At 72.0% G+C, this 25,512-nt stretch carries 23 protein-coding genes; 8 read left to right on the top strand and 15 right to left on the bottom strand.

Annotation, left to right across the window (positions count from 1 at the left end; translation table 11 throughout):
* Window positions 1-117: 117 nt before the first annotated feature.
* Window positions 118-828, bottom strand: coding sequence for a TetR/AcrR family transcriptional regulator C-terminal domain-containing protein (locus ACZ6Z8_RS11795; RefSeq protein ID WP_465608632.1), 711 nt, complete (start codon window positions 826-828; stop codon window positions 118-120).
* 169 nt (window positions 829-997) lie between these two features.
* Between ACZ6Z8_RS11795 and ACZ6Z8_RS11800 the strand changes: the two genes are divergently transcribed.
* Both ACZ6Z8_RS11800 and ACZ6Z8_RS11805 read left to right on the top strand, forming a co-directional pair.
* Complete coding sequence (locus ACZ6Z8_RS11800) at window positions 998-1,681, top strand: DUF4386 domain-containing protein (protein WP_465608634.1); 684 nt, start codon at window positions 998-1,000, stop codon at window positions 1,679-1,681.
* Window positions 1,682-2,239: 558 nt separating this feature from the next.
* Window positions 2,240-2,839, top strand: a complete 600-nt coding sequence (locus tag ACZ6Z8_RS11805) for a hypothetical protein (RefSeq protein ID WP_465608636.1) — start codon at window positions 2,240-2,242, stop codon at window positions 2,837-2,839.
* A gap of 171 nt (window positions 2,840-3,010) precedes the next feature.
* Here the strand turns inward: ACZ6Z8_RS11805 and ACZ6Z8_RS11810 are convergent, their stop codons facing one another.
* A complete protein-coding gene (locus ACZ6Z8_RS11810) occupies window positions 3,011-3,970 on the bottom strand; it encodes a M56 family metallopeptidase (protein ID WP_465608638.1) in 960 nt (319 codons plus the stop codon).
* A 10-nt stretch (window positions 3,971-3,980) separates the two neighbouring features.
* Window positions 3,981-4,385, bottom strand: a complete 405-nt coding sequence (locus ACZ6Z8_RS11815) for a BlaI/MecI/CopY family transcriptional regulator (RefSeq protein ID WP_465609152.1) — start codon at window positions 4,383-4,385, stop codon at window positions 3,981-3,983.
* A 121-nt stretch (window positions 4,386-4,506) separates the two neighbouring features.
* Here ACZ6Z8_RS11815 and ACZ6Z8_RS11820 point away from each other — a divergent pair, with 121 nt between their 5' ends.
* Window positions 4,507-5,280: an ABC transporter ATP-binding protein gene (locus ACZ6Z8_RS11820; protein WP_465608640.1), complete on the top strand. Its 774-nt coding sequence runs from the start codon at window positions 4,507-4,509 to the stop codon at window positions 5,278-5,280.
* Between the two features lie 2 nt (window positions 5,281-5,282).
* On the top strand, window positions 5,283-7,835 hold the full coding sequence (locus ACZ6Z8_RS11825; protein ID WP_465608642.1) for an ABC transporter permease: 2,553 nt from the start codon (window positions 5,283-5,285) through the stop codon (window positions 7,833-7,835).
* Window positions 7,836-8,003: 168 nt separating this feature from the next.
* Here the strand turns inward: ACZ6Z8_RS11825 and ACZ6Z8_RS11830 are convergent, their stop codons facing one another.
* Together ACZ6Z8_RS11830 and ACZ6Z8_RS11835 are read right to left on the bottom strand one after the other, a co-directional pair.
* Window positions 8,004-9,536, bottom strand: a complete 1,533-nt coding sequence (locus ACZ6Z8_RS11830) for an endonuclease/exonuclease/phosphatase family protein (RefSeq protein ID WP_465608644.1) — start codon at window positions 9,534-9,536, stop codon at window positions 8,004-8,006.
* Window positions 9,537-9,941: 405 nt separating this feature from the next.
* Window positions 9,942-10,310 (bottom strand): carboxymuconolactone decarboxylase family protein, encoded by a 369-nt coding sequence (locus tag ACZ6Z8_RS11835; protein ID WP_465608646.1) that lies wholly within the window; start codon window positions 10,308-10,310, stop codon window positions 9,942-9,944.
* Between the two features lie 132 nt (window positions 10,311-10,442).
* On the opposite strand from ACZ6Z8_RS11835, the gene ACZ6Z8_RS11840 reads away from it, so the two are divergent.
* Window positions 10,443-11,393 (top strand): LysR family transcriptional regulator, encoded by a 951-nt coding sequence (locus ACZ6Z8_RS11840; protein ID WP_465608648.1) that lies wholly within the window; start codon window positions 10,443-10,445, stop codon window positions 11,391-11,393.
* Between the two features lie 686 nt (window positions 11,394-12,079).
* Here the strand turns inward: ACZ6Z8_RS11840 and ACZ6Z8_RS11845 are convergent.
* The 3 genes from ACZ6Z8_RS11845 to ACZ6Z8_RS11855 are packed head-to-tail and all read right to left on the bottom strand — an operon-like array spanning window position 12,080 to window position 14,080.
* Window positions 12,080-12,952, bottom strand: coding sequence for a haloalkane dehalogenase (locus tag ACZ6Z8_RS11845; RefSeq protein ID WP_465608650.1), 873 nt, complete (start codon window positions 12,950-12,952; stop codon window positions 12,080-12,082).
* Between the two features lie 34 nt (window positions 12,953-12,986).
* Window positions 12,987-13,391, bottom strand: a complete 405-nt coding sequence (locus ACZ6Z8_RS11850) for a pyridoxamine 5'-phosphate oxidase family protein (RefSeq protein ID WP_465608652.1) — start codon at window positions 13,389-13,391, stop codon at window positions 12,987-12,989.
* Complete coding sequence (locus ACZ6Z8_RS11855) at window positions 13,388-14,080, bottom strand: NAD(P)-dependent oxidoreductase (protein ID WP_465608654.1); 693 nt, start codon at window positions 14,078-14,080, stop codon at window positions 13,388-13,390. The genes ACZ6Z8_RS11850 and ACZ6Z8_RS11855 overlap by 4 nt, the downstream gene beginning before the upstream one ends.
* A 77-nt stretch (window positions 14,081-14,157) precedes the next feature.
* Between ACZ6Z8_RS11855 and ACZ6Z8_RS11860 the strand changes: the two genes are divergently transcribed.
* The gene (locus ACZ6Z8_RS11860) at window positions 14,158-14,784 is read left to right on the top strand and encodes a TetR/AcrR family transcriptional regulator (protein WP_465608656.1); all 627 of its coding nucleotides are present in this window, start codon (window positions 14,158-14,160) and stop codon (window positions 14,782-14,784) included.
* Window positions 14,785-14,958: 174 nt separating this feature from the next.
* Here ACZ6Z8_RS11860 and ACZ6Z8_RS11865 read toward each other — a convergent pair whose 3' ends face one another.
* Both ACZ6Z8_RS11865 and ACZ6Z8_RS11870 read right to left on the bottom strand, forming a co-directional pair.
* A complete protein-coding gene (locus tag ACZ6Z8_RS11865) occupies window positions 14,959-15,555 on the bottom strand; it encodes a hypothetical protein (RefSeq protein WP_465608658.1) in 597 nt (198 codons plus the stop codon).
* Between the two features lie 48 nt (window positions 15,556-15,603).
* On the bottom strand, window positions 15,604-16,275 hold the full coding sequence (locus ACZ6Z8_RS11870) for a FadR/GntR family transcriptional regulator (RefSeq protein ID WP_465608660.1): 672 nt from the start codon (window positions 16,273-16,275) through the stop codon (window positions 15,604-15,606).
* Window positions 16,276-16,372: 97 nt separating this feature from the next.
* On the opposite strand from ACZ6Z8_RS11870, the gene ACZ6Z8_RS11875 reads away from it, so the two are divergent.
* Together ACZ6Z8_RS11875 and ACZ6Z8_RS11880 are read left to right on the top strand one after the other, a co-directional pair.
* Entirely contained in the window at window positions 16,373-16,810 is a 438-nt protein-coding gene (locus ACZ6Z8_RS11875) for a RidA family protein (RefSeq protein ID WP_465608662.1), read from the top strand.
* A gap of 115 nt (window positions 16,811-16,925) precedes the next feature.
* Window positions 16,926-17,426, top strand: coding sequence for a cupin domain-containing protein (locus tag ACZ6Z8_RS11880; RefSeq protein ID WP_465608664.1), 501 nt, complete (start codon window positions 16,926-16,928; stop codon window positions 17,424-17,426).
* Between the two features lie 539 nt (window positions 17,427-17,965).
* Here ACZ6Z8_RS11880 and ACZ6Z8_RS11885 read toward each other — a convergent pair.
* The 5 genes from ACZ6Z8_RS11885 to ACZ6Z8_RS11905 form a co-directional block, all read right to left on the bottom strand.
* On the bottom strand, window positions 17,966-18,874 hold the full coding sequence (locus ACZ6Z8_RS11885; protein WP_465608666.1) for a class I SAM-dependent methyltransferase: 909 nt from the start codon (window positions 18,872-18,874) through the stop codon (window positions 17,966-17,968).
* A gap of 162 nt (window positions 18,875-19,036) precedes the next feature.
* Complete coding sequence (locus ACZ6Z8_RS11890; protein ID WP_465608668.1) at window positions 19,037-20,176, bottom strand: hypothetical protein; 1,140 nt, start codon at window positions 20,174-20,176, stop codon at window positions 19,037-19,039.
* 5 nt (window positions 20,177-20,181) lie between these two features.
* Window positions 20,182-22,272, bottom strand: a complete 2,091-nt coding sequence (gene fxlM / locus ACZ6Z8_RS11895) for a methyltransferase, FxLD system (RefSeq protein WP_465608670.1) — start codon at window positions 22,270-22,272, stop codon at window positions 20,182-20,184.
* A gap of 23 nt (window positions 22,273-22,295) precedes the next feature.
* The gene (locus tag ACZ6Z8_RS11900; protein ID WP_465608672.1) at window positions 22,296-23,555 is read right to left on the bottom strand and encodes a lanthionine synthetase C family protein; all 1,260 of its coding nucleotides are present in this window, start codon (window positions 23,553-23,555) and stop codon (window positions 22,296-22,298) included.
* Window positions 23,552-25,492 (bottom strand): lantibiotic dehydratase, encoded by a 1,941-nt coding sequence (locus ACZ6Z8_RS11905; RefSeq protein WP_465608674.1) that lies wholly within the window; start codon window positions 25,490-25,492, stop codon window positions 23,552-23,554. Before ACZ6Z8_RS11905 ends, ACZ6Z8_RS11900 begins: the two co-directional genes overlap by 4 nt.
* Window positions 25,493-25,512 lie beyond the last annotated feature (20 nt).

A 25,512-nucleotide genomic window follows, 5' to 3' on the forward strand; every position in this document is an offset into this window, starting at 1 on the left:
CGGCAAAGGCGGATGCTATACGGGAGGACCGGCCTGGCACCGGCCGAGGTGTGCCGGCGGCATCAGAGCGGTGGGGGGAGGACTGTTGCACTCCAACCGGCAGATACTGCCGGCGCGTCAGAGTCGCTCGGCGGACGTCCAGCCCTGCCGGTGGAGTCGTTCGAAGCCGTCCAGCAGGAGGTCCAGGGCGAACTCGAACTCGAACTGGTCGTCACAGCCCTGGCCCACGACCGATTCGCTGTCGTGCGGGCGAGCCAGCACGATCTCGACGATGTGCGGGTACCGGGCGGCCATCTCACCGAGCAGGGCCGCCTGCGCCTGCGGGTCGGCGTCGGCCGGAGCCGGGCTCGGCGAGGCCGGGAACAGTTCCTGGGTGAACCCCCAGACGCGGCTTCCCAGGGCATGCATCGCGTGGTGGGTGAGGTCGGCGGACAGCCCCCCGGCCCGGAACATGCCGATGACCGAGTTCAGGTAGTCGAGTACGCCGGGGGTCGGGCTGGTTCGGGACTCGATGACGCGCGAGGCCCAGAGATGGCGCAGTAGTGCTCGTCGTGCCGAGAGGATGCGACGGCGGATCGCGCTCTTCCAGTCCGTGTCGGCGGCCGGGGGCTCGATCTCGCCGACGATGACATCCACCATGCCGTCGAGGAGCTGCTCCTTGTTGGCCACATGCTTGTAGAGCGCCATCGGCACGACGTCCAGCTCGTGCGCCAGGCTGCGCATGCTCAACGCCTCGATGCCGGCGCGGTCGGCGAGTGCGACGGCGGCACGCAGCACACGCTCCCGGTTGAGGGGCGTCCGGCGTGCCGCCGCTGTCTGCTGGGCCATCTGCTGACCACCTCCCGTTCGACCGGTCGTCGCCGATCCATCCTTGACAGGTGTACGCGGTACACCCTACCTTGGCGCACAGGTGTACGGCGTACACCTGAGTGGCGCGTTCCACCTCACCCAAGGAGTCCCGGTGGCCTCACCAAGGAAGCTCGCGACAGCGGCGGGCGTGTGCTACCTCGTCACCCACGTCACCTCGATCGGCGGGCTCATCCTGTACGGCCCGGTGCTGCACAACGCCGACTACATCGCCGGCCGCGGCGCGGACACCCGGGTGCTTCTGGGCGCCCTGTTCGAGGTGGTTCTCGCCATCGCGATCGTCGGCACCGCGTTCACGCTGTTCCCCGTCGCCCGGCGGCACAGCGAAGGCCTCGCCGTCGGTTACGTCGCCCTTCGCACCCTGGAGGCCGCCGTCATCACCGTCGGCATTGTCAGCCTCCTCGCGGTCGTGACGCTTCGTCAGAGTCCGCCGCAGGGTGCGGATCCGGCCTCGCTCCTCGTCACAGGCAGAGCGCTGGTCGCCGTCCATGACTGGACATTCCTGCTCGGGCCCAACTTCGTCTGCGGAGCCAACACGGTGGTGATGGCCTGTCTGATGTACCGCTCGCAGCTCGTGCCGCGCTTCATCGCCGTGCTGGGGCTGATCGGCGGCCCGCTGATCTTCGCCTCCGCGATAGCCGAGTTGTTCGGCCTCTACCCGCAGGTCTCGGGGGTGGGATCGCTCACCGCGATCCCGGTGTTCGCCTGGGAGTTGACCCTGGCCATCTGGCTCATCACCAGGGGATTCAAACCTTCTGCCGGCGCGATCGACGCCACCACCACCCCTTCGCCGGCGGGCAGTGAGCGCCGCTGACGGGCTCGTGGGCTCGCGTGTTCAACTGTCGCCGGCGGTGGACGGGGACGACGAGGCGCGCTGAACGCCAGAACCAGGCCAGGGCGCTGATCAGCCTCCGACTGCCGGCGACCCGCTCGGCGCGCCGTCGCTTCCCGGAGCGACTGAACTTCCTGCTGTGACGCTTCTGCTCCTCGGCCCCGACGGCGAGCCGCGCTGCACCCGGAGCGCGGCCGCTCCGGACCGGGGGTGAAGGTCACTCTCGGCCGCGCAGCTGACGTTCCCTCGGCGGTGCGGGGGAGGGCCCTGGGGCTGCGAGCCGTCGGCCGCCTGGGGCTGCGAGCCGTCGGCCGAGACCGCGCTCGACAGCTGCGAGCTCCGGTCGCCGGCCGGCGTGGCGGAGTGTGGGCCAAAGGGAGGCGCTGGGCCGGGAAGGTGAAACTGATCATCCGAAGACAGACTGTTCCCTCGCACGGGTTACATGACGGTGGTGCGGAGAAGCCGCGGCGGGCCGCCGGTCCGACACGCTCCGCAGCTGTCCAGGGGACGCCCGCGTGGCGTCCGGAAGGAGATGGACCCGTGCAGAACCCGCGCCAGGCCCGAACAGCCGGCCGACGTACCCGCAACCTCTCGCCGCGAGCCCGGACCGTCGTGGTGGCCGCCGGTGCCGCGCTGCTCCTCGCGACCGGCCCGGCGGCCTCGGCATCGACGCCCCACACCCGTGCGGCAGTCATCGACGCCGCGTGCAACGCCTCGGGTGCCGTGAGGTTCGATCCTCCGGTGACCGACTCCCCGCACGAGGTCAGAACCGTCGGACACGCCGCCTGGACCGGCTGCAAGGACGGCAACAACCAGGACACGGCAACGGGCGACGGCTCCGTCCGGCTGGTCGGTACGGAGATCGTGAGCTGCAACTCGGCGGACACCGGCAGTGGCTCCGTCACCTTCGAAGTGTCCTGGAGCAACGGGGAGAAGAGCCGCATCACCGCCAGGCCGAGCCTCGACAGCCGCCAGGACGGCGAAGCCCTGATCAGGGAGCAGGGCACCGTGGAGTCCGGTGCCTTCGCGGGCGACCACTTCCTCGCGACCGTCGAGGGCGGCACCACCAGCCCCGAGAGGTGCGAACGCTCGGGTCTGACGGGTCTGCGGGGCGGGGGCACGGTCGTCTTCTGGCGCTGATCCCGGCCACGGGGCGGACCGGTGCCGTGTGGGGCGGGCGTCGAGCGTGGTGCTCGGCGCCCGCCCCACACGCGCACGCGGGTACCTGCAGCCCGCCGCGACGGCCGTCCTTCTTCGGACTGCGGTGGGTCTCGGAGCCAGCGGTTTGCCGCCCTGGCGGGCGGTGTCGCATCAGCTGGCGCGTGCAGCTGCGTGCTTGGCCAGTTCGAGGAGGGTTTCGAGGTCGTGGGCGGCTTCCGTGGCGCACAGGACGGTGGCCGTGACGAGGCCGGCGAGGGCGAGGGCGGACCAGGCGTGGTGGCGCGGGGCGGGGGCGAGCAGGGCGGTGACGCGGCGGGGGACGGGGCCGAGGCGGCTGGGCCGCAGGCGGCCGAGCAGGCCGAGGGCCGCGGCGGGGATGCGGCTGCGGGCGCGGGTGCTGCGGGCGGCGAGGGCGGCTTTGCCGATGGTGCGGGCGACCTGCTCGCGGTCGCTGATGGTGGTGGCGGCGTCCTCGTCGGCCCAGCGTTCGATGGTGAAGGTGACGGTGCTGGCCAGTGGGCGCAGGAGGGGGTTGGCGGCGGCGGCGAGTTGGGCGAGGGCGACGAACAGGTAGTGGTGGTGGGTGAGGTGTGCGCGTTCGTGGGCGAGCAGGATCCGGTGCTCGGCCGGGTCGAGGGCGTCCAGCATGCCGGTGGAGACGACGATACGGCCGGGGCGTCCGGGGATGGCGTAGGCCTCGGCGGCCGGATCGTCGACGATGACGAGCTGGTCGCGGCCGGGCAGGCAGGCGGCCTCGCGCGCGGCCTGGACGAGAGTGCGGGTCCGGTGCCAGAGCATGCGGCCGGCCGTAGCGGCGAGGGCGGACAGCAGCGTGCCGGCGAGGACGGCCGCGGAGAAGGACGCGGGGTCGTGGTGCTGGGCCGCGGTCGGTGACCAGTGGTCCTGGGCGAGCCGGGCGAGGAGGGGGATGCGGATCAGGCCGGTGATCGCGAGCATGCCGAGTGCCGCCGTGCTGCCGGCGGCCAGCACCAGGGCGCCGACGGTGAGCAGCCAGGTCGCCTGGCGGGGTGGCAGCTTCTCTCCGGCCGGCCGGGCGAGCAGGGCGGCCAGGAGTGGGAAGAGCAGCGGCAGGTAGACGGCGACGCGCATCGGGTCGGACCTACTTCCCGCTGTCCAGGAGCCGGCGGAGGAAGTCCTCGTCGGCGTCGGACAGTTCGTCGACGAAACGGGTCAGGACGGCTTCGCGGTCGCTCCCGCCCTCCAGGACCCGGCGCATCTTGCGGGCGGCGAGGCCGGTGTCGTCGTCGTCGGCGGCGGCGTAGGCGAACGCCCGGCCGCGCTTGGCCCGGTTCAGCCGGCCCTTGTCGTGCATGCGGGTCAGGGCGGTGACGACGGTGGTGTAGGCGAGCTTGGGGTCGACGCGTTCGAGGACCTCACCGGGCGTCAGGGCGTCGGGGGCCGCCCGGCGCAGAGCCGCGAGGATCTCCGCCTCCAGCTCGCCCCGGCCCCGCCCCGTGGCTGCGGTGGGTTCGTGTACGCCCACGGACTTGGTCACCTCCGGCATCATCTTCTACATTCCACGTAGAAGTTCTACGTTCTCTCGTAGAAGTTACTTCCTTCCCCCAGCAGTCTGCCATGCCCGCGTGCGCCCCCTGCGGGCGGCGAACCCCAGGAGGACGTGCCCCGTGAGCACAGCAACGGCGACCGGTGCCCCGCCCCGGACCATCGCGGCCCGCGCCGAGGACCTGACCAAGGCCTACGGTTCCGGCGAGACACGGGTCGTCGCCCTGGACGCGGTCGGCGTGACCGTGCCGCGCGGCGAGTTCCTCGCGATCATGGGCCCCTCCGGCTCCGGCAAGTCCACTCTCATGCACTGCCTGGCCGGCCTCGACACCGCCACCGGCGGGCACGTCTTCATCGGCGACACCGAGATGACCGGACTGAAGGACAAGAAGCTCACCCAGCTGCGCCGGGACAAGATCGGCTTCATCTTCCAGGCCTTCAACCTGCTTCCCACCCTCACCGCGTTGGAGAACATCACGCTGCCGATGGACATCGCCGGCCGCAGGCCCGAACAGGCGTGGGTGGACCGGGTGATCGACACCGTCGGCCTCACCGGGCGGCTGAAGCACCGGCCCGCCGAGCTGTCCGGCGGCCAGCAGCAGCGCGTCGCCTGCGCCCGCGCCCTGGCGGGCAAGCCGGAGATCATCTTCGCGGACGAGCCCACCGGCAACCTGGACTCCCGGGCCGGAGCCGAGATCCTCTCCTTCCTGCGCAGCTCGGTGGACGACCTCGGGCAGACCATCGTGATGGTCACCCACGACCCGGTCGCCGCCTCCTACGCCGACCGTGTCCTGTTCCTCGCGGACGGCCGGATCGTCGACGAACTGTCCGACCCCACGGCGGACTCGGTGCTCGACCGGATGCACGAGTTCGACGGCGCCGGACGGACCAGCTGACGATGATCAAGGCAAGCATCCGCACCTTCCTCGCCCACAAGGCCCGGATGGCGCTGTCCACCCTCGCCGTCCTGCTCGGCGTCGCCTTCGTCTGCGGCACCCTGGTGTTCTCCGACACCATCAACGTCGCCTTCACCAACATCGCCGGCTCGACCGCCGCCGATGTCACCGTCAAGCCCAGGCAGGCCTTCACCCCCGAGGTCGAGGACCGCGGACTGTCCGGCGAGACCCCCACCCTCCCCGCGAGCGCCGTGGCCAAGGCCGCCGCCGTCCCCGGTGTCAAGGCCGCGCACGGCCAGGTGAGCCTGCAGAACCTCACCGTCGTCGACAAGGACGACAAGCCCGTCGGCCCCACCACCGGCGCCCCGACGTTCGGCCAGAACTGGTACGACGACCCCCAGATCCACCTCGCGCAGGGCCACGCCCCCACCAAGGCCGGCGAGATCGTCCTCGACCAGGCCAGCACCCTGCACAAGAACATCCACCTCGGCGACCCGCTGCACATCCTCACCCCCACCGGCTCCGTGCCGGGCACCCTGGTCGGCATCGTCACCTACCGGACCGGCAACCCCGGCGTGACCATGGCCTACGTCGACACCGCCACCGCGCAGAAGCAACTGCTCGGCAAGCCCGACCAGTTCACCGGCATCACCGTCGACACCGCCCCCGGCACCAGCCACACCACCGCCCAGACCGCGATCAAGGCCGCCCTCGGCGACGGCTACTCGGTGGCCACCAAGGAACAGCAGGCCACCACCGCCGCCCAGCAGATCAGCTCCTTCCTCGGCGTCGTCACCACGGCCCTGCTCGGCTTCGCCGGACTCGCCGTCCTGGTCGGCATCTTCCTGATCCTCAACACCTTCTCCATGCTCGTCGCCCAGCGCACCCGCGAACTCGGCCTCCTGCGCGCCCTCGGCGCCGGACGCGGCCAAGTGCTGCGCTCGGTCCTCACCGAGGCGCTGCTCCTCGGCGTCATCGGCTCCACCCTCGGCCTCGGCACCGGCATCGCCCTGGCCGCCGGCCTCACATCGCTGATCTCCGGCTTCGGCGTCGACCTGTCCGGCACCGCCCTGGTCATCAACCCCGTCACCCCGGCCGCCGCTTACGCCGTCGGCGTGCTCGTCACGCTGCTCGCCGCCTACCTCCCGGCCCGGCGCGCCGCCCGGATCTCCCCGATGGCCGCCCTGCGCGAGGCCGCCACCCCGCCCGCCCCGAAGCTCGGCCGCCGCACGGCGCTCGGCGCAGTGCTGCTCGCGGCCGGCGGAGGCCTGCTGTACGGCGCTGCCACCCACCACGCCACCATCATCACGGCGGGCGCCCTGCTCGGCAGCGGCATCGTCACCTCGCTCCTCGCCCTGGTCGTGCTCGGCCCGGCGCTCTCCCGCGTGATCGTCCACGGGCTCGGAGCGCCGTACCCGGCACTCTTCGGCGCGGTCGGCCGGATGAGCCGCCTCAACGCCGTCCGCAACCCCCGCCGCACCGGCGCCACCGCCGGCGCGCTGATGATCAGCCTGTCCCTGGTCGGAGCCGTGGCCGTCCTCGCCGCCTCGCTCACCACCTCCGTGGACAAGGACGTCGACAACACCTTCGGCGCCGACTACGTCCTCTCCGGCAACGGCGCCACCCCGATCGGCCACGAGGTCACCGACAAGGTCAAGGCCATCCCCGGCGTCCAGGCCGTCACCCGACAGCGGTATGCGGTGGCCCATCTGAACGGCTTCCAGCTCGTCGTCTCCGGTGTGGACGTCGCCACCGTCGACCAGGCCGTCAAGCCGCAGTACGTCCAGGGCTCCACCGCCGACGTCGCGGCCGGCAAGGTGATGGTCGACCAGACCACCGCCGCCGCCGACCACCTCTCGGTCGGCTCACAGGTCGAACTCCACTTCCTCAACGGCAACGTGGGCACCCTGACCGTCGGCGCCATCTCCAAGCCCCCGGCGGGCGCGGGCAAGGACGGCGGCAGCTGGGAGGTGTCCCTCGACACCCTCACCAAGTACGCGCCCGAGGCCCAGGACTTCACCCTCTACCTCAACACCGCACCCGGCGCAGACCACTCGAAGGTCCAGGCCGCGCTGGACAGCGCGCTCGCGAGCCACCCCCAGGTGACCGTGCAGAGCCAGGCCGACTACAAGAAGTCGATCACCGGCCAGGTCGACACCGTCCTCTACCTGGTCTACGGCCTGCTCGGCCTCGCGATCGTCATCGCCGTCCTCGGCGTCGTCAACACCCTCGCCCTGTCGGTGATCGAACGCACCCGCGAGATCGGCCTGCTGCGCGCGGTTGGCACCTCCCGGGGTCAGGTCGGCCGGATGGTCCGCCTGGAATCCGTCCTGATCGCCGTGCACGGCGCCCTGCTGGGCCTGGGCCTCGGCCTGGCCTGGGGCATCGCCGGACAGAAGGTCCTGACCCTCTACGGGATCACCGCGCTCAGTATCCCGTGGACCACGATCCTGGCCGTGCTCGTCGGCGCGGCCCTGGCCGGCCTGGCGGCGGCCGTCCTGCCCGCAGCGAAGGCGGCCCGCACCCGGGTCCTGACCGCCATCGCCGGCTCCTGAGGGCCGGGGCGGGGGGAGTCAGCGGGCGCGGACCGGCCTCGCCCTCCGTGCGAGGCCGGTCCGCCTCAGGCCGGGCCTCGACCCCGAGACGGGCGCACGCCTCCAGGGGCCCGGCGATCGCCCCCCGGTCGTCGCCGCGACGGGCGACCGCCCACGGAGCCCGCGGCTTCAGTCGTGGTCGATCCGGTACGTGGTGATGACGGCGGCGTGGTCGGAGGGCCAGTCGTTGAAGTGGAAGCGCGGCGGCTGCTTCCAGGAAGGGTGTTCCACCGCCGGGACGTTGTGACCGGTCACCCAGGCGCGGGAGGCCAGGGCCCGGAGCTTGCGGCCGCGGTGGAAGATGAAGTCGATGCGGTCCTGTGGTTCGACGCGGTCCAGGGCCGTGCGCCACAGGGCGGTGGGGGACCAGGTGAGGCCGGGGTGCGCGTCGGCGTCGGGGTGGACGGCGCGGTACGAGTCCTCGAAGCCCGCCGACTGCAGCAGGTAGGTGGCCGGCCAGCCGACCCGGGGCACGTCCGCCATGTCGGGGGTCCAGTCCAGGTGGGACGGGCAGTTGAAGTCGCCCAGGAGGATGACGGGGCTCTCGTCGGCGTCCGTGATCCAGTCGTGCAGCTTGCCGAGGATCTTCTCCATCTCGTCCTGGCGCTTGGACTCCAGCTCCATGTCGTCGACTTCCCGGGTGTAGCGGCGCTTGCCGATCGGCGCCGCGTCCGGGCCGTACGACTGGTAGTCCAGGTGCACGGTGCACACCTGGACGGTCAGGTCGCCGATCCGGACGACGGAGCGCAGGAACTCGGTGTCGTGACCGCTGCCGACCAGGTCGATGGGGTAGCGGCTGATCAGGGCCACGTCCTTGTCGTCCCCGGGGTCGTCGTGGATGCGCGGGTACTCGTGGACGTACCAGCCCAGCGCCTCGGCGAGCCGCCGGGCCGTACCCGGTTCCTGGTAGCGGTGCACCTCCTGGAAGGCCACCAGGTCGACGTCCTGTTCGAGCAGGAAGCGCAGCACCTTGTCCTCGCCGTTCCAGACCTGCGTCGCGTCGTACCACAGGTTCCAGGTGGCGACCCGCAGTTGGTCGGCTCTCGGGGCCCAGGCGGCGCGCACGGGGACGGTGACGGCGACGCTCGTGGTGCGGGGCGGTTCGGCGTCGTCGCGTGCCGTGACCACGATGTGCCCGGCTCGCCCCGCGGCCGTCACCGGCGGGTCGGCCGTGACGGTCCCGGAGACGGCGTCGACGGCCAGCCAGTCGTCCCCGCTGTGCTTCTCGTACCTGACGGTGCGCTGGAAGGTCTTCAGGAGGCGCCCCACGGGGACCGTGCACCGTTCGCCGACGACGGTGTTGGCGGTGGTGAGGGAGTCCACCAGGAAGTGGGGGCTGTCGAGCAGTTCGAACTCCGCCTCCGGCACCGGCAGCGGTGGCACCGCCGCCGGTTCGCCGTCCACGGGGTGGGCCAACAGCCTGACCACGTAGGAACCCGGTGCGATCGACTCCCCCGGGGAGTCGGTGGACGTGCCGGAGAACCGGACGGTACCGGCCCGGTCGGGCGCGGGCTGGTAGGTGAGGAAGTCGGACAGCGACCCTGTGCCCTTCGGATACAGCGCGACCCGGTGCTGACCCGGCACGTCCGTCTCGTAGTACACCAGGATGTCCTCGCCCGGCCGCAACGGCTCACTGGAGTACAGGCACACTCTGTTCGGCACCGCTGCTCCCATCCACGGACGCCACCGCGCGTCTCGTCGTGCTCGTTCCCCGGCACGGAGGTCCTCCACGGGGCCGGGCAGGTGAGGGACAGACTGGCAGGCGGCGCCCGCCACGGAGCGTTCATCTGGTGTGTATACGGATCGCCGGCCCGGATCTCACCCGAACGTCCCATGCCGTCGGCGACGGACCGATCGAAGCCGGCGCAACGAGCCCCCAGGAGGGAGGGAGGGCGCCGGCTCCTCGGGGGGCGGCGCCTTCGCCGTGCCGGCCGCGCCCGGTATTCGCGGCCGGCCCCTGGGCACTTCGACACACAACTCCGGACCACGCGCGCATCCCGGGCAGGGGCGTTCCGAAGCCCTGGTGATCACGTGGGTTCGCCGGTCAGAGGTGGTGCGTGGCATGGCCTACGAGGGTGACGACGTGACCGGGACCGAGTGGCCGTCGTAGAGCTTCATCGCCTGCAGGCCATGAGCCAGCGTCCCGCCGGCACGCACCGATGCGGCGACGAAGATGACCTCCGCGAGTTCCTCGGGGGTGACGCCGTGTCGGCGGGCCTGGGCGGTGTGCACGTCCAGGCAGTACGAGCACTGGGTGGTCAGTGCCACGGCGATCGCCACGAGTTCACGGTACTTGCGTGGCACGGAGCCGTCTCCGCGGTCGACGACCTCCTGGAACGACTGCCAGGCGGCGAACTCCTCGGGAGCGAGGCGACCGACCTGCCGGGCGCGTCGCAGGTCGGACGGCTCGGCGTAGCCGTGGCTGTGCTGGTGCATGCGAGTGCCTCCGTTGGTGAGCGGGAGTAGGGCGCGAACCGTTCGATCGCCCGGGACCAGCTCACCAGCGCACCCGTACGGCCGTCCAAGACTGTTTCGGTAGTCCTCGGACCGTCTCGATATGGTGCACGTATGGATCTTCGCCGCCTGCGGTATTTCGTCGCCGTGGCCGAGGAGTTGCACTTCGGTCGCGCGGCTGCGCGGCTGCACATGTCGCAGCCCCCGCTCAGTCAGCGCATACGTGAGCTTGAGAACGAGCTCGGCTGTCAGTTGTTCCAACGGTCCGCGCAGGGCGTACGGCTCACCGAGGCCGGTTCCGTTCTGCTGGGCGAGGCAAGGGAGTTGCTCGACGCTACGGAGCGGGCGCGGGAACGGGTACGGGAGACGGGCCGGCGGCGCACCATCGTGGTGGGCACCGTTGCCGGAGCCGGCCTCGAATTCGGCCCCCGCGCGGCCGCAGCCTTCCGCCGGACCCATCCCGACGCTCAAGTACGGCTGTGCGAGGCGGACATCAGCGACCCGACGGCGGGGCTGCGCTCCGGTCGGGTCGACGTCGCTCTGACTCGGCTCCCGTTCGACACCGCAGGCCTCACGGTCCGGCTGCTGGAGACCGAGCCACTGGTCGCGGCGGTTGCGGCGGACGACCCCGTGGCGCGGCGGTCCCGTCTGCGGGTCGACGACCTGCTGGGCCGACCGTGGATCCGCCTGCCCCAGGACGCCGACGCCGCCTGGCGGCGGTACTGGCTCGGCGAGGCCGACGGCGGCGAGGCGGTGGAGCGGTCTGCGGGCGCCGGCTCGGGGCCGGTGGTCCGCACCGTGTCGGAGTGCCTGCACGCCATCGTGTGGCAGGGTGCCGTCGGCATCCTCCCCGCCGGCGCGATCCACCGCCACCGAACCGAGGGCGTCGCCTTCGTCCCGCTGACCGACTACCCGCCGAGCCGAGTCGTGCTCGCCTGGCCGTCAGAGGTCCCCGACCCTGCGGTCCTCGCCTTCGTCGAGGCGGTCGGTGCGAGCACCGTTCCGGACACCGACGGAGCCCCAGCTACCGCCTACGACCTCCTCAACCGGCCGCCGGGCTGCTGATGATGCGGACCGTCCTGGTTCGGCCGTCCGAACATCGGCGGGCGGGGCAGCAGTCCGCTGATCGAGACGGGGACGCGCGCATGCGCCTCCCGGCGGTCACGCGTATGTCGGTGCCGGTGCCGGTGCCGGTGCCTTGCCGCTGATGCCGTGCGCCGAGTCAGGAGGCGGTGGTGACCTGCCGCAGGACGGCGAAGTCGCGGCCGGGTGTCACTTGATGAACACGCATGGGGGCGGGCTCCATCCTGTGACGGGAAGTCTCCGGTCTCTGCGTAGCCGAATGCTTACGCAATGAAATCATGAGGAGTGGTCTCGGCGGTGGTCACCGCCGGCTACGTGGCCACCGTCGCGGGCGCCGCTGCGGACCTCATCGCGGGTCACCCGTAAAACGATCACCCCATCGCCCCCATGCCCACCCCGGGCACGGGGGCGACGCGCGTTCTCGGGGTGCTTCTCCGTCACCGTCAGGGGCTGCTCGTCGCCGTGTCGATCATCCGGTGCGACGACGTCGCGCCGGCGCCCGCAGTTCCCCCGCGGATGGCCACCCACGACCGCCGGCGCGCCACCACGGGCCTGATCATCGCGGATCGGTAGGGGATCGGTAGGGGAGACGACCGACTCGACCGCACACCCGTGGGCGACAGCTCAGCCGCCCCGGGACGGCCGGCACCCGCCGTGGTCGAGGACACCTACCCGCGTACCAGCCCGTGGCGGTCCGCCCAGGCGTTGATCGACGCGGCCAGCTCCTTGGGGCGGTCCTCCGGGGAGTGGTGGCCGGCCGGGCCGTGGCGAGAGACCTCCAGGCCCGCGATGTTCTTCTCGCACCAGGCCACCGCACCCTGGTCGGTCATCGCGCCCGGGCCAGGCTCGAACGCGGCGAGCAGCTTGGGGACTTCGGGGCTGGTGGCCAGCCAGTCGTCGTAGTGCTCGACGCGGGCCACGACATCGGCGGGCTTGCCGTCCAGCGGCATCATGCGCGTCCACGCCAGCACCGGGCGGCGGCTCTGCGGGGTCGGGAAGGGGCGGCGGTAGACCTCCAGGTCTGCGGGGTCGAGCGGCGTGGCCAGCGTCTGCGGGAGCCCCTCGATGAACAGCGACTTCTCCAGGATCATCTCCTCGCCCACCCCGGGGGTGCGCAGGAGAGTGAACAACTCCCGTCCTGCCGCCGGGAACTCGTCGCCGACCAGCGGCTTGATGATCGTCTCGGTGAAAGCGAGGCCGCGGACACGGTCCGGGAGACGGGCGGCTCGGTCGAAGGCGAGCGCGCCGCCCCAGTCGTGGCCGACGAGGACGGCCTCGGCAAGGCCCAGGGCGTCGAACCAGGCGTCGAGGTAGCGGGCGTGGTCGTCGAAGGAGTAGGCGATGTCCGGCTTGCCGGAGTCGCCCATGCCGATGAGGTCGGGGGCCAGCAGGCGGCGGCCGGGTGCGGCCACACCGGGCAGGACGTTCCGCCACAGGTGGGAGGAGGTGGGGTTGCCGTGGAGGAAGACGAACGGAAGCCCGTCGGGATCGCCGGACTCGCGGTAGTGGAGGGTGGAGTCGAGGACGGGGATGGTGGGCATCGCGGGGTTCCACTTCGCTTTCGGTGCGGGGGATTCAGAGGTTGAGGCTCAGGACGCGGTCGACGGCGATCTCGATGACGACCAGGTCCGGTGGGGCCGGCGGGTCCGCGCGGTAGCGCGCGGTGTAGCGGCGGATCGCCTCGGCCAGGCACGCGGGATCGGTGGTGACGGCGGCCCGGCCTTCGAGGGTGACCCAGCGGAAGCCGTCCGCCTGACAGAGCGCGACGCGGGCCGCCGGGCTGCCCGCCGCCACGTTTCGGGCCTTGCGGGCTCGCGCCCGGGTGGTCACCCGGACCAGGCCGGTGGCCGCGTCGAAGGTGAAGCGGACCGGGGTGAGGTGCGGGGTGCCGTCGGGGCGCAAGGTGGTGAAGGTGGCCGTGTAGGGCCGATCGAGGAACGCCCTTGTGGCGGCCGAGAGTTCGGCGGTTGCCCGGCTCACTTCTTCTTCACTCCCTCGTGCCAGATCAGCTTGGCGATGTTCGGCTTCACGGCCGTGGTGATGACGCCCATGTGCGCACGGACGTACCTCCGTTCCTCCAGCTCGCGCAACATGCTCGCGGCGAGGTCGGCACGGGCGGTGAAGACACCGTCGGCGCTGGTCTCGGCGGTGTGGAAGTCCGTGACGACGGGGTGCTCGAAGAGGCCCGAGGGTCGGACGAGGGTCCAGTCGAGGTCCGTCTGACGGATCACGGCCTCCATGCGGCGCATGTCTTCGTGGAGGGTGCGGCCGAGGCGCCGGTTTACCAGCGGGTCGAGCACGTGGTTGAAGAAGTGCGCGCCGGTGGGACGCCAGTTCGGGTCGGCGATGCTGGAGCTGACGGCGAGCAGCCGCTTGACGCCGTGCCGGGTCATGGCCCCGGTGATGGCGGTGGCGCTCGCCGAGTACGTGGTGATGGTCTCCTTGCTGAAGCGCGCGCCCAGCGCGGACAGGACGGCGTCCGTCCCGGCGATCGCGGCGTCGACAGCCGCCGGATCGGTGGCGTCGGCGACCGCCACCGTGAGGCCGGGCCGCTCGGCGACGGAGCCGACGCGGCGGGTCACGGCGACGACCTCGTGGCCGGCCGAGAGAGCCTGGTCGGTGAGGTGGCGGCCGGTCGGTCCGGCGGCGCCGAAGACTGCGATGCGCATGGTGTTGGGCCATCCCTTCGTGTGGGTCCTGGAACGCCCTTGACTGTGCCAACCACGAAACGCAAGGCTCAACGCCGATGAATAACTCCGCCCGTACCCCCGCCCGCACCCGTGGCCGCCCCCGCGGCAACCCGCCGACCCGCGAGTCGATCGTCTCGGCGGCCCGCGCGTTGTTCCTGGAACGCGGCTATCGGCGCACCACCCTGCGCGCGGTGGCCGAGGCTGCCGGGGTCGACCCGGCGCTGATCGCGTACCACTTCGGGTCGAAAAAGGGCCTGTTCGCGGACGTGATGCAGTTCCAGTGCGCCAACGCGCTGGCGGTGGACGAGGTCCTCGGCGGCGAGCCGGCCACCCTCCCCGACCGTCTGATCGACGCGGTGACGGACCTGTGGGAAGACGCCGACTTCCGTCAACTCACCACCCAGGGCGACGAGGCTGCCGAAGTGCTCCGCGAATACCTGGAACACGAGCTGCTGGCCCGACTTGTTGAATTTCTCGGCGGCCGGGACGCTACTGCCCGTGCCACGGCCGTGGTGACGATCCTCGGCGGCCTCATCTACACCCGCTACCTCAACCCGCTGCCCACCCTCGCCACCCTCACCCCGGCCGAGACTCGTCACGTCCTCACCCCGGCGCTGCGCACGGCACTGGCCCCGAGGCCACGCACCGTGGCGACCACCGGAGCGGCCGGTCGGATCTCTTGAATGCGGTCGAACGGATTCTCCCCAGCCCCCTCGACGCGCTCCCGCGGCCGGCCCGCTCCTTCTCCGGCGGCGCCGCGGCGCGGTGCGGTGCGGTGCGCAGGGCGTCTCGATCGAGCTGGTCATGGTCATCCGCAGCCCGCACGGATTCCCAGCAGAGACGCTCTGGGTGGGGGCTCAGGCCACACGCTCGGCCAAGGCGTGGAAGGAGGCGCCGACCGGCTGCCACGGGAGGGTGACACTCCAGCCGTGGGCCGGCAGCACCTCGGCCGCGGCGCGCTCCGCCTTCGCGCGAACATCCTGCTCGTCGATGCGCACCCCGATGACGACCGGGCGTAGCGCGATGCCGGGTCCGAGGGACGTGATGACCACCGGGCCGTCGTCGCTCTGCCAGTAGTCGTGGAGCGTGTTCTCGGACACCATGACGTCGCAGTACTCGCCCCGCACGGTCTCGGCGGTGGTGGAGATGATGGCCGTGTGACCGACGACGGGGCGGACGCTCGTGTCCGCGAGGAGGACGGCCGCCACTTTGTCCGCGCGCCGCTGAAGCTCCGGCAGGTACTCCTCGATGATGTGGTCGGGGTGATCCGCGCCGTACCAGTGGAGCAGGTCGCCGCGGGTCGCGACGACTCTCTCCTGCGGCCAGTGGGCGGCGGCGGCATCCACCTCGACGCACGGGATGCAGGCGTGCCGTGACACGTACAGGGCCGTGTCCTCGTCCGAGGTGTCCAGGAGCCGCCGGACCTGGGACACGGTGATGTCGATACTCGGCATCGGATGCTCTCCTTGTTGCTGTCACTTGCCCGAGTGGAAGACCCTTGTTCAGCCCTGTGGCGGGGTGAGTGCCTTGAGGCTGGGGCGGATCGCTGCCGCGGCCGCGGCAGCCGCCGCGGCTTCATCTCCGGCCTCGATCGCCGCCAGCAGCGCGTCGTGGGGCTCGGCACCGCTCTCCTGGATCACGTCCTGGCTGCGCAGCGCGTGCAGGCTGTCGTGGAGCCGACCGACGAAGAAGCGGTAGCACTCCAACAGCACACTGTTGCCTGCCGCCTCCACCACGGCCAGGTGGAAGCCGGCGTCAGCACGGGCGAACTCCTCCGGCGTGACGGCGCGATGCCGGGCAGCCAGCAAGCTGCGCAGCCGCCGCAGGTCGGCTTCGGTGCGGCGGATGGCAGCGAGCTGGGCCGCCTGAACGTCGAAGCCGAGCTGAACCTCGAACACTTCGCGTACGTCGGCGGTTCCGAACCGGCGCAGCATGGGGGCGGGGTCGGCGGTGGAGACCACGTAGGTGCCGGCACCCTGCCGGGTCTCCAGTACGCCCAGGTGCACCAGGGCCCGTACTGCCTCTCGGATCACGGTACGGCTCACCCCCAGCTCCTCGGTGAGCCGCTGCTCGGTCGGCAGCCGGTCCCCGATCGCCCATGTGCCCTCTGCCAGAGCCTCGATGAGCTGTCCGACGACCTCGTCGACCGAGGACCTGCGGCCGATCATGCGCATGGGGGCTCCGTTTCCCGCCGGTTGCAATCTTCCGACCCCAGAGTATCCTGATCACCTGCTCATCATTCATCAGTCATCATACAAATTTGGAGCTGCAGTGAAGCAGTTCGTCACGCCCGAGTCCCTGGCCTGGGCCGCACAGTTGCGCGAGGACACGGGGGTGGATGCGATGCCGTTCGCCCCGGCGGTCGTCACCCGCGGCGACACCGTCTGGCTCTCGGGCGCCACCGCCTATCCGCTCGTACATCAGCACCCCCACGGGGAGGCCGAGCCGACAGTGCCCGACAGCATCGCGGAACAGACCCGGGCCTGCCTGGAGAACCTGCTCATCGCGTTGAAGGCGGCCGGCGGTGACCTCCAGGACATCGTCAAGGTCACCATTTTCAACACCGATATGGACGCCCAGAACGAGGTCAACCGGGTCTATGCGGAGTTCTTCGGCGAGCACAGGCCGGCACGCAGCCATATAGGTGTCAACCGGTTGGTCAGCCCTGAGCTGAAGATCGAGATCGAGGCCGTAGCAGTACTCGGCTGACAGTGCGCGGCCCCTGGCTGTGGCGTGTCGCCGGATCAGGGCGCGAGGGGGTCGCCACCGGAGCCGGCTCAGTGGCTCCTGCCTCTCGGCCAATCACATACTGCAGGAGCAAGTGATGTCTCTTTTCATCCCCGACTTCGACGGAACCGTCGTTGTGCGCTCTGCCGACGCCGAATTGGTAGGAAGGGGCGGCCCGGTAACCAACCAGTTGCTCGTCGACAGCTCCGCCACGGGCGGTGCACTCTCCAGCATGCGTGTCACCCTCGGCAAGGGTGCGGACGGCGCCCGCCCGCACCACCACGGCAAGTCCGCCGAGATGTTCTACGTCCTCGACGGCACCGCCCAGCTCCTGTCCGGCAGCCAAGTGGTCACCGCGGAGCGCGGGGACGTCGTCGTCGTACCGCCCGGTACGCAGCACGCCTTCGCCGCCGCACCCGGCGAGATCGCGGACATGCTGGTCATCATCACGCCCGGAGTGGAGCGCTTCGAGTACTTCCGCCACCTTGAGCGCATCCGCTACGGCAAGGTGCCGCCGGAGAGCCTCCTCGACGTCCAGGAACTCTACGACTCGTACTTCGGAACGAGTTCCGTCTGGAACGCCGCACGCGAACAGTAGTGCTCGGCGCAACAATGCCCGTGACGTGCGGATGCCGAGGCCTGTGACGTTCGGCGCGGAGAGGACCTCGCCGGGCGTCCGGTCGTCCAGGGCGAAGGCAGCGACCGGACGCTCCGAGCTACTTGTCACTCGCCGGCGCCTCGGGAGGGCTGGGCCTGGACGACGGTTGCCATGCTGACGCGACACCAGCCGCAGGAAGGTCCGCTTGCTGATCTGCTGCCCAGCGGGCGTCAACTCCGCGACCCTGGCGGCCTCGTGTTCCACCGGCGTCCGCCAGGCCGGGGCGTACTCCGGTCGCGGAGACGCGTCCTCTTCCGCGTCCGGCGGCAGGCCGGTCAAGTGAGACCGAACCGAACCACCCGAACGGGGCGAAGACCCCGCTGTCCCGTCTCAAAGGAGCCGGTCCGGGTCCGGGGCTGTGACCTGTGGCGATCAGACCGGTTGAGACGGAGAGCGAACTGAAATCTCCGTTGATCAGGTTCGGCGCGCGTGCATGGTCCTGCTCGTCCCGGTTGATCTGGTCCCGTACGGATCGATGCTCAGCTCTTCCCGGTAGCTTCCAGTTGGAAGTGCCACACGACCGCGATCGGGGAATCGTCCAAGGCCGCGGCCGACGCTTCCGGGCACCAGTGCAGCAGGTCCCAGGACACCTGGGTCGGGAGCGGGTCCGGGGCGGTGTCGGGGGCGAAGGAGTGGCGCGGGCGGCGGGGTTCCTCGCAGTGTCGGACCTGGAAGCCGAGCGGGAGGGCCGCGGCGAGGTAGGCGCTGAGCGGGCGGTGGTACTCGGTGAGGAGGGACGGGCGGCCGTCCGGGCCGGGACGGCGGGCCGTGGTTGGCCTGAGGTAGGACACCAGCAGGTGGGCGTCGGAGATGACGAGGTGTCCGCCGGGTCGTAGGACCCGCGCGAACTCCGCCAGCACGGGGGCGAGGTCGGGGACGTGGGTCAGAGCGAGCGCGCAGACGACGGTGTCGACGGCGTTGTCGGGAACCGGCAGCCGGTGCAGGTCGGCCTCGTGGAAGTCGACGTCCGGCAGGCGCCTGCGGGCCTGCGCGAGCATGTCAGGTGAGGTGTCGACGCCGATCACGCGGTGACCGAGTTCATGCAGGTAACCGGTGTGACGGCCGGTGCCGCAGGCCGCGTCCAGCGCCGAGCCGACGGGCAGACCGTCAAGGATTCGCCGGACGACCGGCTGCTCGACGTCGATCATCTGGTTGCCGGGGGCGTCGTAGTGCGGCGCCCAGGACCGGTAGACGTCGGCTGCGCTGATCGTGTCCTCACTCGCCGTCACGCCCTCGGCCTGCGCGAGGGCGGGTGTGTCCAGCAAGGCGCGGACCTCAGCGATCCGGGCCTCGACGAACGCCCGGTCGGCGCTTCCCTCCCGGAAGCCGCGCAACAGAGCGGCCCCCTCGACGCCCAGCAGATACCCCAACGGGCTCAGGTAGGTCACCCCAGGGACGGTACGGGCCCTGCTCCGACGGCTCCACCGGTTTTCCGGCGCTCCGGGCAGACGTCGTCGCCAGACCGGTCGAGAACTGCCGCGGTGCAGCCGCTGGGACGCCGCGGAGGAGGGCCGCACGGCCCGGACGGACTGGTGCGGATCGCCGATCCGCTACTGGCCGCCGGCCACTTCGCCTGGGCGCTCAAGCGGATTCCCTCTGGGCGAGCCGGGGTCGGGCGGGGACTTTTCGAGCACTCCGCGCGCGTGCTCCAACGCCTCCTCCAACCGGTTGCGCAGGGCGTCCGGCAGGGTGGCGGAGCCCAGTGCGCGGGCGGCGAGAGCCCGTTCGAGTGTGACGCCCTGGACTGGGTCGAGATGGCGTCGGACGCCCTCGTGGGTGAGAAGGTCGCGCAGCGCGTAGCCGTCGCCGGATTCATCCGTTCGGCTGGTCAGGTGGGCGAGGAGGTTTCGGGCGGCGGGTGTGTCGGGGTCGGCGGCGTCGAGGGCGGTCAGCGCGAGGCGGGTGGTGAAGACGGTCAGGCCCTTGTCCGGCTGGAAGGCGATGCAGTGGCCGATCGCTCGGTCGGCTGCCCGCTGGTCGCCGGGGCGGCACAGTGCGGTGAGCACGGCGGTGACCGCGTCCTCCCACGGGTCGCCGGGCTCGGTGTCCTCCAGCAGGGCGAGGGCGCCGGGCAGGTCGCCGGTGGTGGCGCGGGCGAGGACGGCGACCTGGCGGCCGTCGAGGATGCGCCGGCCGATGCCGCGTTGTTCCTCGATGTGGCGCAGGGCCTCGCTCCAGCGGCCGGCGGCGGTGAGGGCGCGGGTGCCGTCCGCGATCACGACCCGCCACAGCCATGCCCGCACCTCGGCGCGCTGCTGGTCGGTCTGGGTCAGGTCGGCCGGGACGGTGACGCCGTCGAGGACGGTCTCCGTGGCAGCGGTGACGGCGCGGTAGAGGTCGAGGAGGAACTGGTGGCCGCGCCGGTGGTGGCCGACGCGGATGTGGAGGCGGGCGAGGTTGACGATCGGCTCGAGTCCGCGGATGGCGCTCATCGCCGGTAGCGGTCCCCGGGGCAGGTAGAGGTCGGCGTGGCGGTGGCACAGCTCGCGGGCGTACTCGGGCAGGCCGAGATCGGAGGCGAGGAGCGCTGCCTGGTTGAAGACGGTGGATGCCTGGCCCGGATCTGCCTGCCGGGAGGCCGTGTCGGCCAGCTCGCGGAGCCGGCCGACACGGGCGTTCAGGGGCAGGCACACGGGCCGGATCCTGGCGACCAGCGGGAAGCGCTGGGCGACGGGTCCGGTCGGGTGCACGGCGGTTACTCCCAGGTGATGGTGATCGGGTGGTTCGGGCGCTCCAGGACGAAGTGGCCGGCCGCCGGGTCGGCGGCATCGGGGGTGTCGGGGAGGGCGATGCGCAGGGTGTGGTCGCGGAAGCCGGTGTTCCAGACGCGGATCTGCTCGGCGACGAGGCCGGCGAGCACGGCGCCGTCGGGGCCGTGGCCGATCACGCCGGTTTCGTAGGTCTTGCGGCCCTCGGCGGTGGGCTCGCCGGGGCGCAGGGTGAGGTAGGCGAGGGAGCCGTCCTGGACCGTGGCCATCGCGCCCCAGCCGAACATCGGGGTGGCGACGCCGCGCTCGCGTGCGGCTCCGGTGACGCTCATCCGCATCAAGGAGTTGGGCAGGGTCAGGGCCAGCCACAGGTCCTGGTACTCGTACGTGGTACCGGCGGGGATGGTCACCCCGGTCCAGGTCTCGTGGCGTCCGCTGTCGAGGACGCCGAGCAGCATGGAGGCGCCGACCGCCGCGTCCTGGTCCTTGTGGACCTGGAGGGTGACGTCGCCCTCACCGGTGAGCTGGACGGTGCGGCGGGCGTCGTCCATGCTGCCGCGCAGCGGCATGAAGACCGCGAGCTGGTCGTCAACCGACACCCAGCCGTCCTTGCCACGCTCGAAGGCGATCACCCGGCTGGCGGTGCCGCGAAGCCGCAGCGGCAGCACGATCCGGCCGGTGGGCTTGACCTGCTCCAGCCACGGGGTGGGCATCTCGCTGGTGCTGACGGTGGCGATCAGCCGGTCGAACGGGGCCGCGGTCGGGTGGCCGAGCGCGCCGTCGCCGAGGACCGCGTCGACATTGGTGATGCCGGCGTCGACGAGGTGCTTGCGGGCGCCCTCGACGAGGTCCTCGTCCACGTCCACCGCCACGACGTGCCCGTCCGGGCCGACGATGCGGCCCATGTAGGCGGCGTTGACGCCGGTGCCCGCTCCGGCCTCGAAGATCCTCTCGCCGGGCCGGCCGTCGAGCTGCTCCAGCATCAGGGCGACGATCGCGGGCTGGGAGGCGGCGCTGATCTGAGTGCCGGAGCCGTCAGCCTTGGTGTAGGTGGGATTGTCCGCGTACGCGGCCTCCAGGGGAAAGCCGGGCAGGAAGCGCTCGCGGGGCACGGTGCGGAAGGCGTTCTCCACCGCGGCGGTGCGGATGGCGCCCTGGGCGAGCAGCCGGTCGGTGAGAGCGGCGCGCAGCTCCTCAGCGGTCGGGGTGGCGGAAGCGGTGTCGCTGCTGAGCGTAGTCATGTGGGTGACCCTAGTAGTGGTGCGGAAGGTGGGCATCGAGGGCGCGGGGCCCTCATCGGAGTGGAAGACGGAGTCCAACGCCCGTGCGGCCATGGCGGCTTGGTGGTCGACCGGCAGGCCGGCGCGGTTGGCGTGGAAGAGGAGGTGGTGCGCGAGGACCGCCCGGAGCCCGCGGGTGAGGTGGCCGTCGCGGGCGAGGCGGGCGAGGTCCTGGCCGACCTGTTCGAAGGCGTGGACCCAGCCGCCGTGGTGGGCGAGCGGGTTGGTGTCGCGGGTGAGCGCCAAGGTGTCGAGGCGCATCAGGTGGCGCGTCGCGGAGGTAAGGGTGGCAGCCCGGTCGGGTGCGACGGGCTTCGGGGCGTCCCGGAGCATCGCGAACTGGGCCCAGACGTCGCCCTGTTCGTACCAGTCGAGTCCGGCCGCGCGGAGCATGGCGGAGATGAGGACGACGACGGTCTCGGTGCGGCCGAGGGCGGGCGGGTTCGGCTCGGCGGCGCGGGCCAGCAGGTGGCGGCTGTCGGCGTGGAAGAGGCGGTGGGCGATCTCCATGCCCTCGGGGCCGCCGAACGCCGCGGTCTCGGGTTCGTAGATCACGGTGGCCCAGCCCGCGAGAAGACCCTCCTCGGCGAGGGTGTCGAGCAGGGAGGTGAGGACGGGTACGGGGGCGGCGGCCCGGTAGCGCAGTCGCAGGCCCTTCTTGCGCATGTACCACCAGTCGTCCAGGTCTCCGTTGTCCTGGGCGAAGGTGAGGACGGGGGCCAGGTGGTGGGCGGCGGTCTGTTCGACGGTGGCGGGGTCGGCGAAGGTGAGGTCGTGCTGGATCCAGCCGGTGGTCATCGGAGCGGTCCTCGGTCGGGTGGTCAGGAGATGAGCAGGCATGCGTCCCAGTGGGTCGCGGGAGTGGTGCCGGTGGCGGGGGCGAGCAGGGCCAGGGCGGTGCCGGCGGCGCCTTCCAGGAAGGCCGGCCCCGCGCTCGTCAAAAGGTGGCGGGCCTGCTCGTCGGGGTCGGCGTGCGGCGGGTGGGTCGTGTCCAGGAGCAGGGCGGCGGCCGAGCGCAGCCGGCTGGCGTTGCGAGGGGAGGCGTCGGCGGCGGCGCGCTGGGCGATGTGGGCGAGGCCGGCGTAGCCGTGGCAGGCGGACAGGTCTGTGGTCGCCGCGAGGGCCTTCGGGTCCACCAGTGCGGTGGCCAGGGCGCTTTCGGCGTCGTGGCGCAGGTGCGGGCCGTCGAGGGCGACGGCGGCGAGCTGCAGGGCGCGGGCGATGCCGGCGGTGCCGTAGCACCAGCTCGGCCGCTGCGGCGGAAGAGGTCTGCGGTCCGGACCGGTCAGGTCTGCGGGGGTGATCCAGTACGGCCAGGCGTGGCCATCGCGCCAGCGCTCCAGCCAGGCCAGGACGGTGCGGATCGCCTCGCACTGGCCGTCGACCTCGATGCCGCGCCGCAGCGCGAGGGCGAGGATCGCGAGCGGCCCGGCGATCCCGTGCGCGAGACCGTTGTTGGCGTGCCCGCCGGGGAACCGTTCGTCCCTCGCGCCGGACGGGCCGGCGAGGGCCCACCAGCCCGGCAGGACGTCCCCCTCATGCTTGACGTCCTCGGTCAGGCGGACCAGGCAGGCCAGGACCTGCCGGACGGTCTCGCCGTCGGGGGAGCGGCGCAGGAGGATCGAGCCGATGCCGGCCAGCCCCCGGATCGTGTCGAACTCGGCGAGCCGGGGCAGGTCGCCGCGTTCGATCCGGGCCTTGGCCTGCTCGCAGCGGCGTACCGCGGCGGCGGACACGACCTGGTCGAGGTGGTCGAGGGCACGCTGGTAGGAGCCGGGGCGGGCCTGGGCGGCGCAGGTGAGGGCGTGGGCGAGCGCCGGGGCGCCGTAGTAGAGGTAGCTGTCCGCTCCGCTGGTGACCGGGACGCCGGCCGCGACTGACAGCCAGGCCCTCACCGGCTCCCACGGGCCGAGGCCCACGGCGGCGCGCTCGATGTGGAGCAGGGCGATGCCCGGGGCGCCGTGGGCGAGGGATTGCGCCCACTGTGGACGCGAGGACCAGGTGGCCGGCATGGTCGCCGGGGTCGCGAGGAGCGTGGCGATCCGGTCGGACAGCCGAAGCGCTGGGTGCGGGGTGTTCACACGTCACCGTTTCGGGAGAGGCGGGCGAGGGCGGCTGCGCGGGCCAGGTACAGGACCTGGGCCTCGTCGTCGAAGTCGATGCGGTGTGCGCGGACGGAGGAGCAGTGCAGCAGTGAGCCGAGGACGTCGTCCGCGTCCACCCCCTGGGTGTGGGGGCCTGGGAAGAAGCGGCGGTAGGCGTCGAGGGCCTGGTGGCGCTCCGCCCAGGCGTCGACGATGACGACGCCGCCCGGTTCGTCGCGCAGTGCGGTCCAGCCGTTGGCGGGATCCGCGAGGCGGACCGCCTCGGCGAACACCTGCCGGGCGACGGGCGTCGGGGGCTTGGCGGGGACGTTGGTGACCAGCCAGCGCAGCCCCGCGGTGGCCGAGCCGGTGAAGCCGGCCGCGATGGCGACCGTGTGCGCGGCAAGCAGCGCGCGCCGTCTGGGGAGCACGGGCTGGGACAGCTGGGCGAGCGCAGCGGTGGAGTCGGCGCGGAAGACCTGTTCGGCGGCGGCCCAGGCCGGACCTTCGCCCCACCGGCCGGTCTCCGCATAGGAGGTCGGGTAGACGACTTCCGACAGCAGCCCGGCCTGGTGGAGTTCGGCGGTCCAGGTGCTGATCACGGCGGCAGTGGGGCCGAAGGCGTCCGGGCCGGGCAGCGCGATGCGCAGCCGCAGGTGCTGGCGTGGGTCGCGGAAGCGGACGAACCACCACTTCGGCCGGCCGAGGCGCCGCAGGAGGTCGGGCAGGTGGTGGGCGAGCACGGTGTCCTGGCGTTCCAGGTCGCCGTAGAGGGAAGCGAGGAGCACCCGGGAGGTGCCAGGGGCGTCGCCGTGGCCGCGCCGCAGGATCCGGGCCGGGGTGGGCTTGGGCAGGCGCGGCCAGGCCGGGGGCCGGGTGGCCGTGACCGGGATGGCGATCTCGTGAGCCCGGCCGCCGGCCCAGCCCAGATCGGCCGGGTCGGGGTCCTCGACGAGGATGGCATGCGGGGTGGAGCGTAGATGTTCGCGCAGCAGGACGCGGTGACCGGGATGGTCGAGGTCCAGGGGCAGGCCCTGGCTGTCGGCGGCCAGCGTGACGTGCCGGGCGACGCGCCGCCGCACGAGCCACGCCGAGAGCGCCTTGTCCCACTCGGCGAACCCGGCAGAGCGAGCGGGGAGTTCGGTGGCGGTCAGCCGCCAGGAAGCCGCGGAGATGATGACGCGGCCGTGCCGCAGCCGGGGCCGGAACGGCAGCGAGCCGAGGCTCCCCCATGAGAAGCGGGTGACCTGGGCGGCATGGGCGCGGGACAGCTCGGTGATCAGCCGGGCCAGCGGCGGGGTGTGGGTACGCAGGTTCAGGGCGTGGGTCGCGGCGGCCTCGATCCGCACCCCGAGCACCGGAGCGGCCAGGTACATGCGCCGCCCGTCGCAGCCCACCGCCAGGTCCTCGGGACTGAGGACGCCCTCGGCCGCGCGGCGGTGTTCGGCGAGGCTGATCACCAGCTGACCGGTCGCCACGCTGCGGGCGACGTGCCCGCTCGCCCCGTCCAGCGGCGGGTACGAGAGCTGCGCGGTGACGGCGTGTTCGTCCATGGTCGGCAGATTCGCCAGCAGATTGGTGAACGCTGTGCGATGCGCGGGGTCGAGGAGGTGGAGGAAGCGGCCGACCGAGACCCCAGCGGCGCGGGACGCGGAGACGACCTCCAAGCGGAAGGCGCCACGGTCGAGTGCCTGCCGGGTGGGGGCGTGGATGCGGCCGAGGATCTCCAGGTGCGGGGGCCAGCGCGGATCGTCCGGGCCGAGATCGAGCGAGGCCACAGCGGCGTCATCGAGCAGGACCTCGCGCTGGCCGTCGAGCGCTGCTTGCTGGGCGAGGGCAGCGAGCCGCTCGTCGCGTTCGTCGAAGCGCGGCCGGTCGGCCGCCCGGGCGCCCGGGTAGCCGTCGGGCCAGCCGATCCCGCTGTCGGCCACCATGTCGAGCAGCGGGCACCAGC

The sequence above is a fragment of the Kitasatospora sp. NPDC101108 genome, from assembly GCF_055584725.1.

Coding starts and splice junctions, on each gene's coding strand:
- fxlM (WP_465608670.1), bottom strand. CDS start 22,272: ATGACCACCGGCTGGATCCAGCACGACCTCACCTTCGCCGACCCCGCC.
- ACZ6Z8_RS11870 (WP_465608660.1), bottom strand. CDS start 16,275: ATGCGCATGATCGGCCGCAGGTCCTCGGTCGACGAGGTCGTCGGACAG.
- ACZ6Z8_RS11825 (WP_465608642.1), top strand. CDS start 5,283: ATGATCAAGGCAAGCATCCGCACCTTCCTCGCCCACAAGGCCCGGATG.
- ACZ6Z8_RS11880 (WP_465608664.1), top strand. CDS start 16,926: ATGTCTCTTTTCATCCCCGACTTCGACGGAACCGTCGTTGTGCGCTCT.
- ACZ6Z8_RS11835 (WP_465608646.1), bottom strand. CDS start 10,310: ATGCACCAGCACAGCCACGGCTACGCCGAGCCGTCCGACCTGCGACGC.
- ACZ6Z8_RS11860 (WP_465608656.1), top strand. CDS start 14,158: ATGAATAACTCCGCCCGTACCCCCGCCCGCACCCGTGGCCGCCCCCGC.
- ACZ6Z8_RS11815 (WP_465609152.1), bottom strand. CDS start 4,385: ATGCCGGAGGTGACCAAGTCCGTGGGCGTACACGAACCCACCGCAGCC.
- ACZ6Z8_RS11845 (WP_465608650.1), bottom strand. CDS start 12,952: ATGCCCACCATCCCCGTCCTCGACTCCACCCTCCACTACCGCGAGTCC.
- ACZ6Z8_RS11865 (WP_465608658.1), bottom strand. CDS start 15,555: ATGCCGAGTATCGACATCACCGTGTCCCAGGTCCGGCGGCTCCTGGAC.
- ACZ6Z8_RS11855 (WP_465608654.1), bottom strand. CDS start 14,080: ATGCGCATCGCAGTCTTCGGCGCCGCCGGACCGACCGGCCGCCACCTC.
- ACZ6Z8_RS11840 (WP_465608648.1), top strand. CDS start 10,443: ATGGATCTTCGCCGCCTGCGGTATTTCGTCGCCGTGGCCGAGGAGTTG.
- ACZ6Z8_RS11905 (WP_465608674.1), bottom strand. CDS start 25,492: ATGGTGGCCGACAGCGGGATCGGCTGGCCCGACGGCTACCCGGGCGCC.
- ACZ6Z8_RS11795 (WP_465608632.1), bottom strand. CDS start 828: ATGGCCCAGCAGACAGCGGCGGCACGCCGGACGCCCCTCAACCGGGAG.
- ACZ6Z8_RS11810 (WP_465608638.1), bottom strand. CDS start 3,970: ATGCGCGTCGCCGTCTACCTGCCGCTGCTCTTCCCACTCCTGGCCGCC.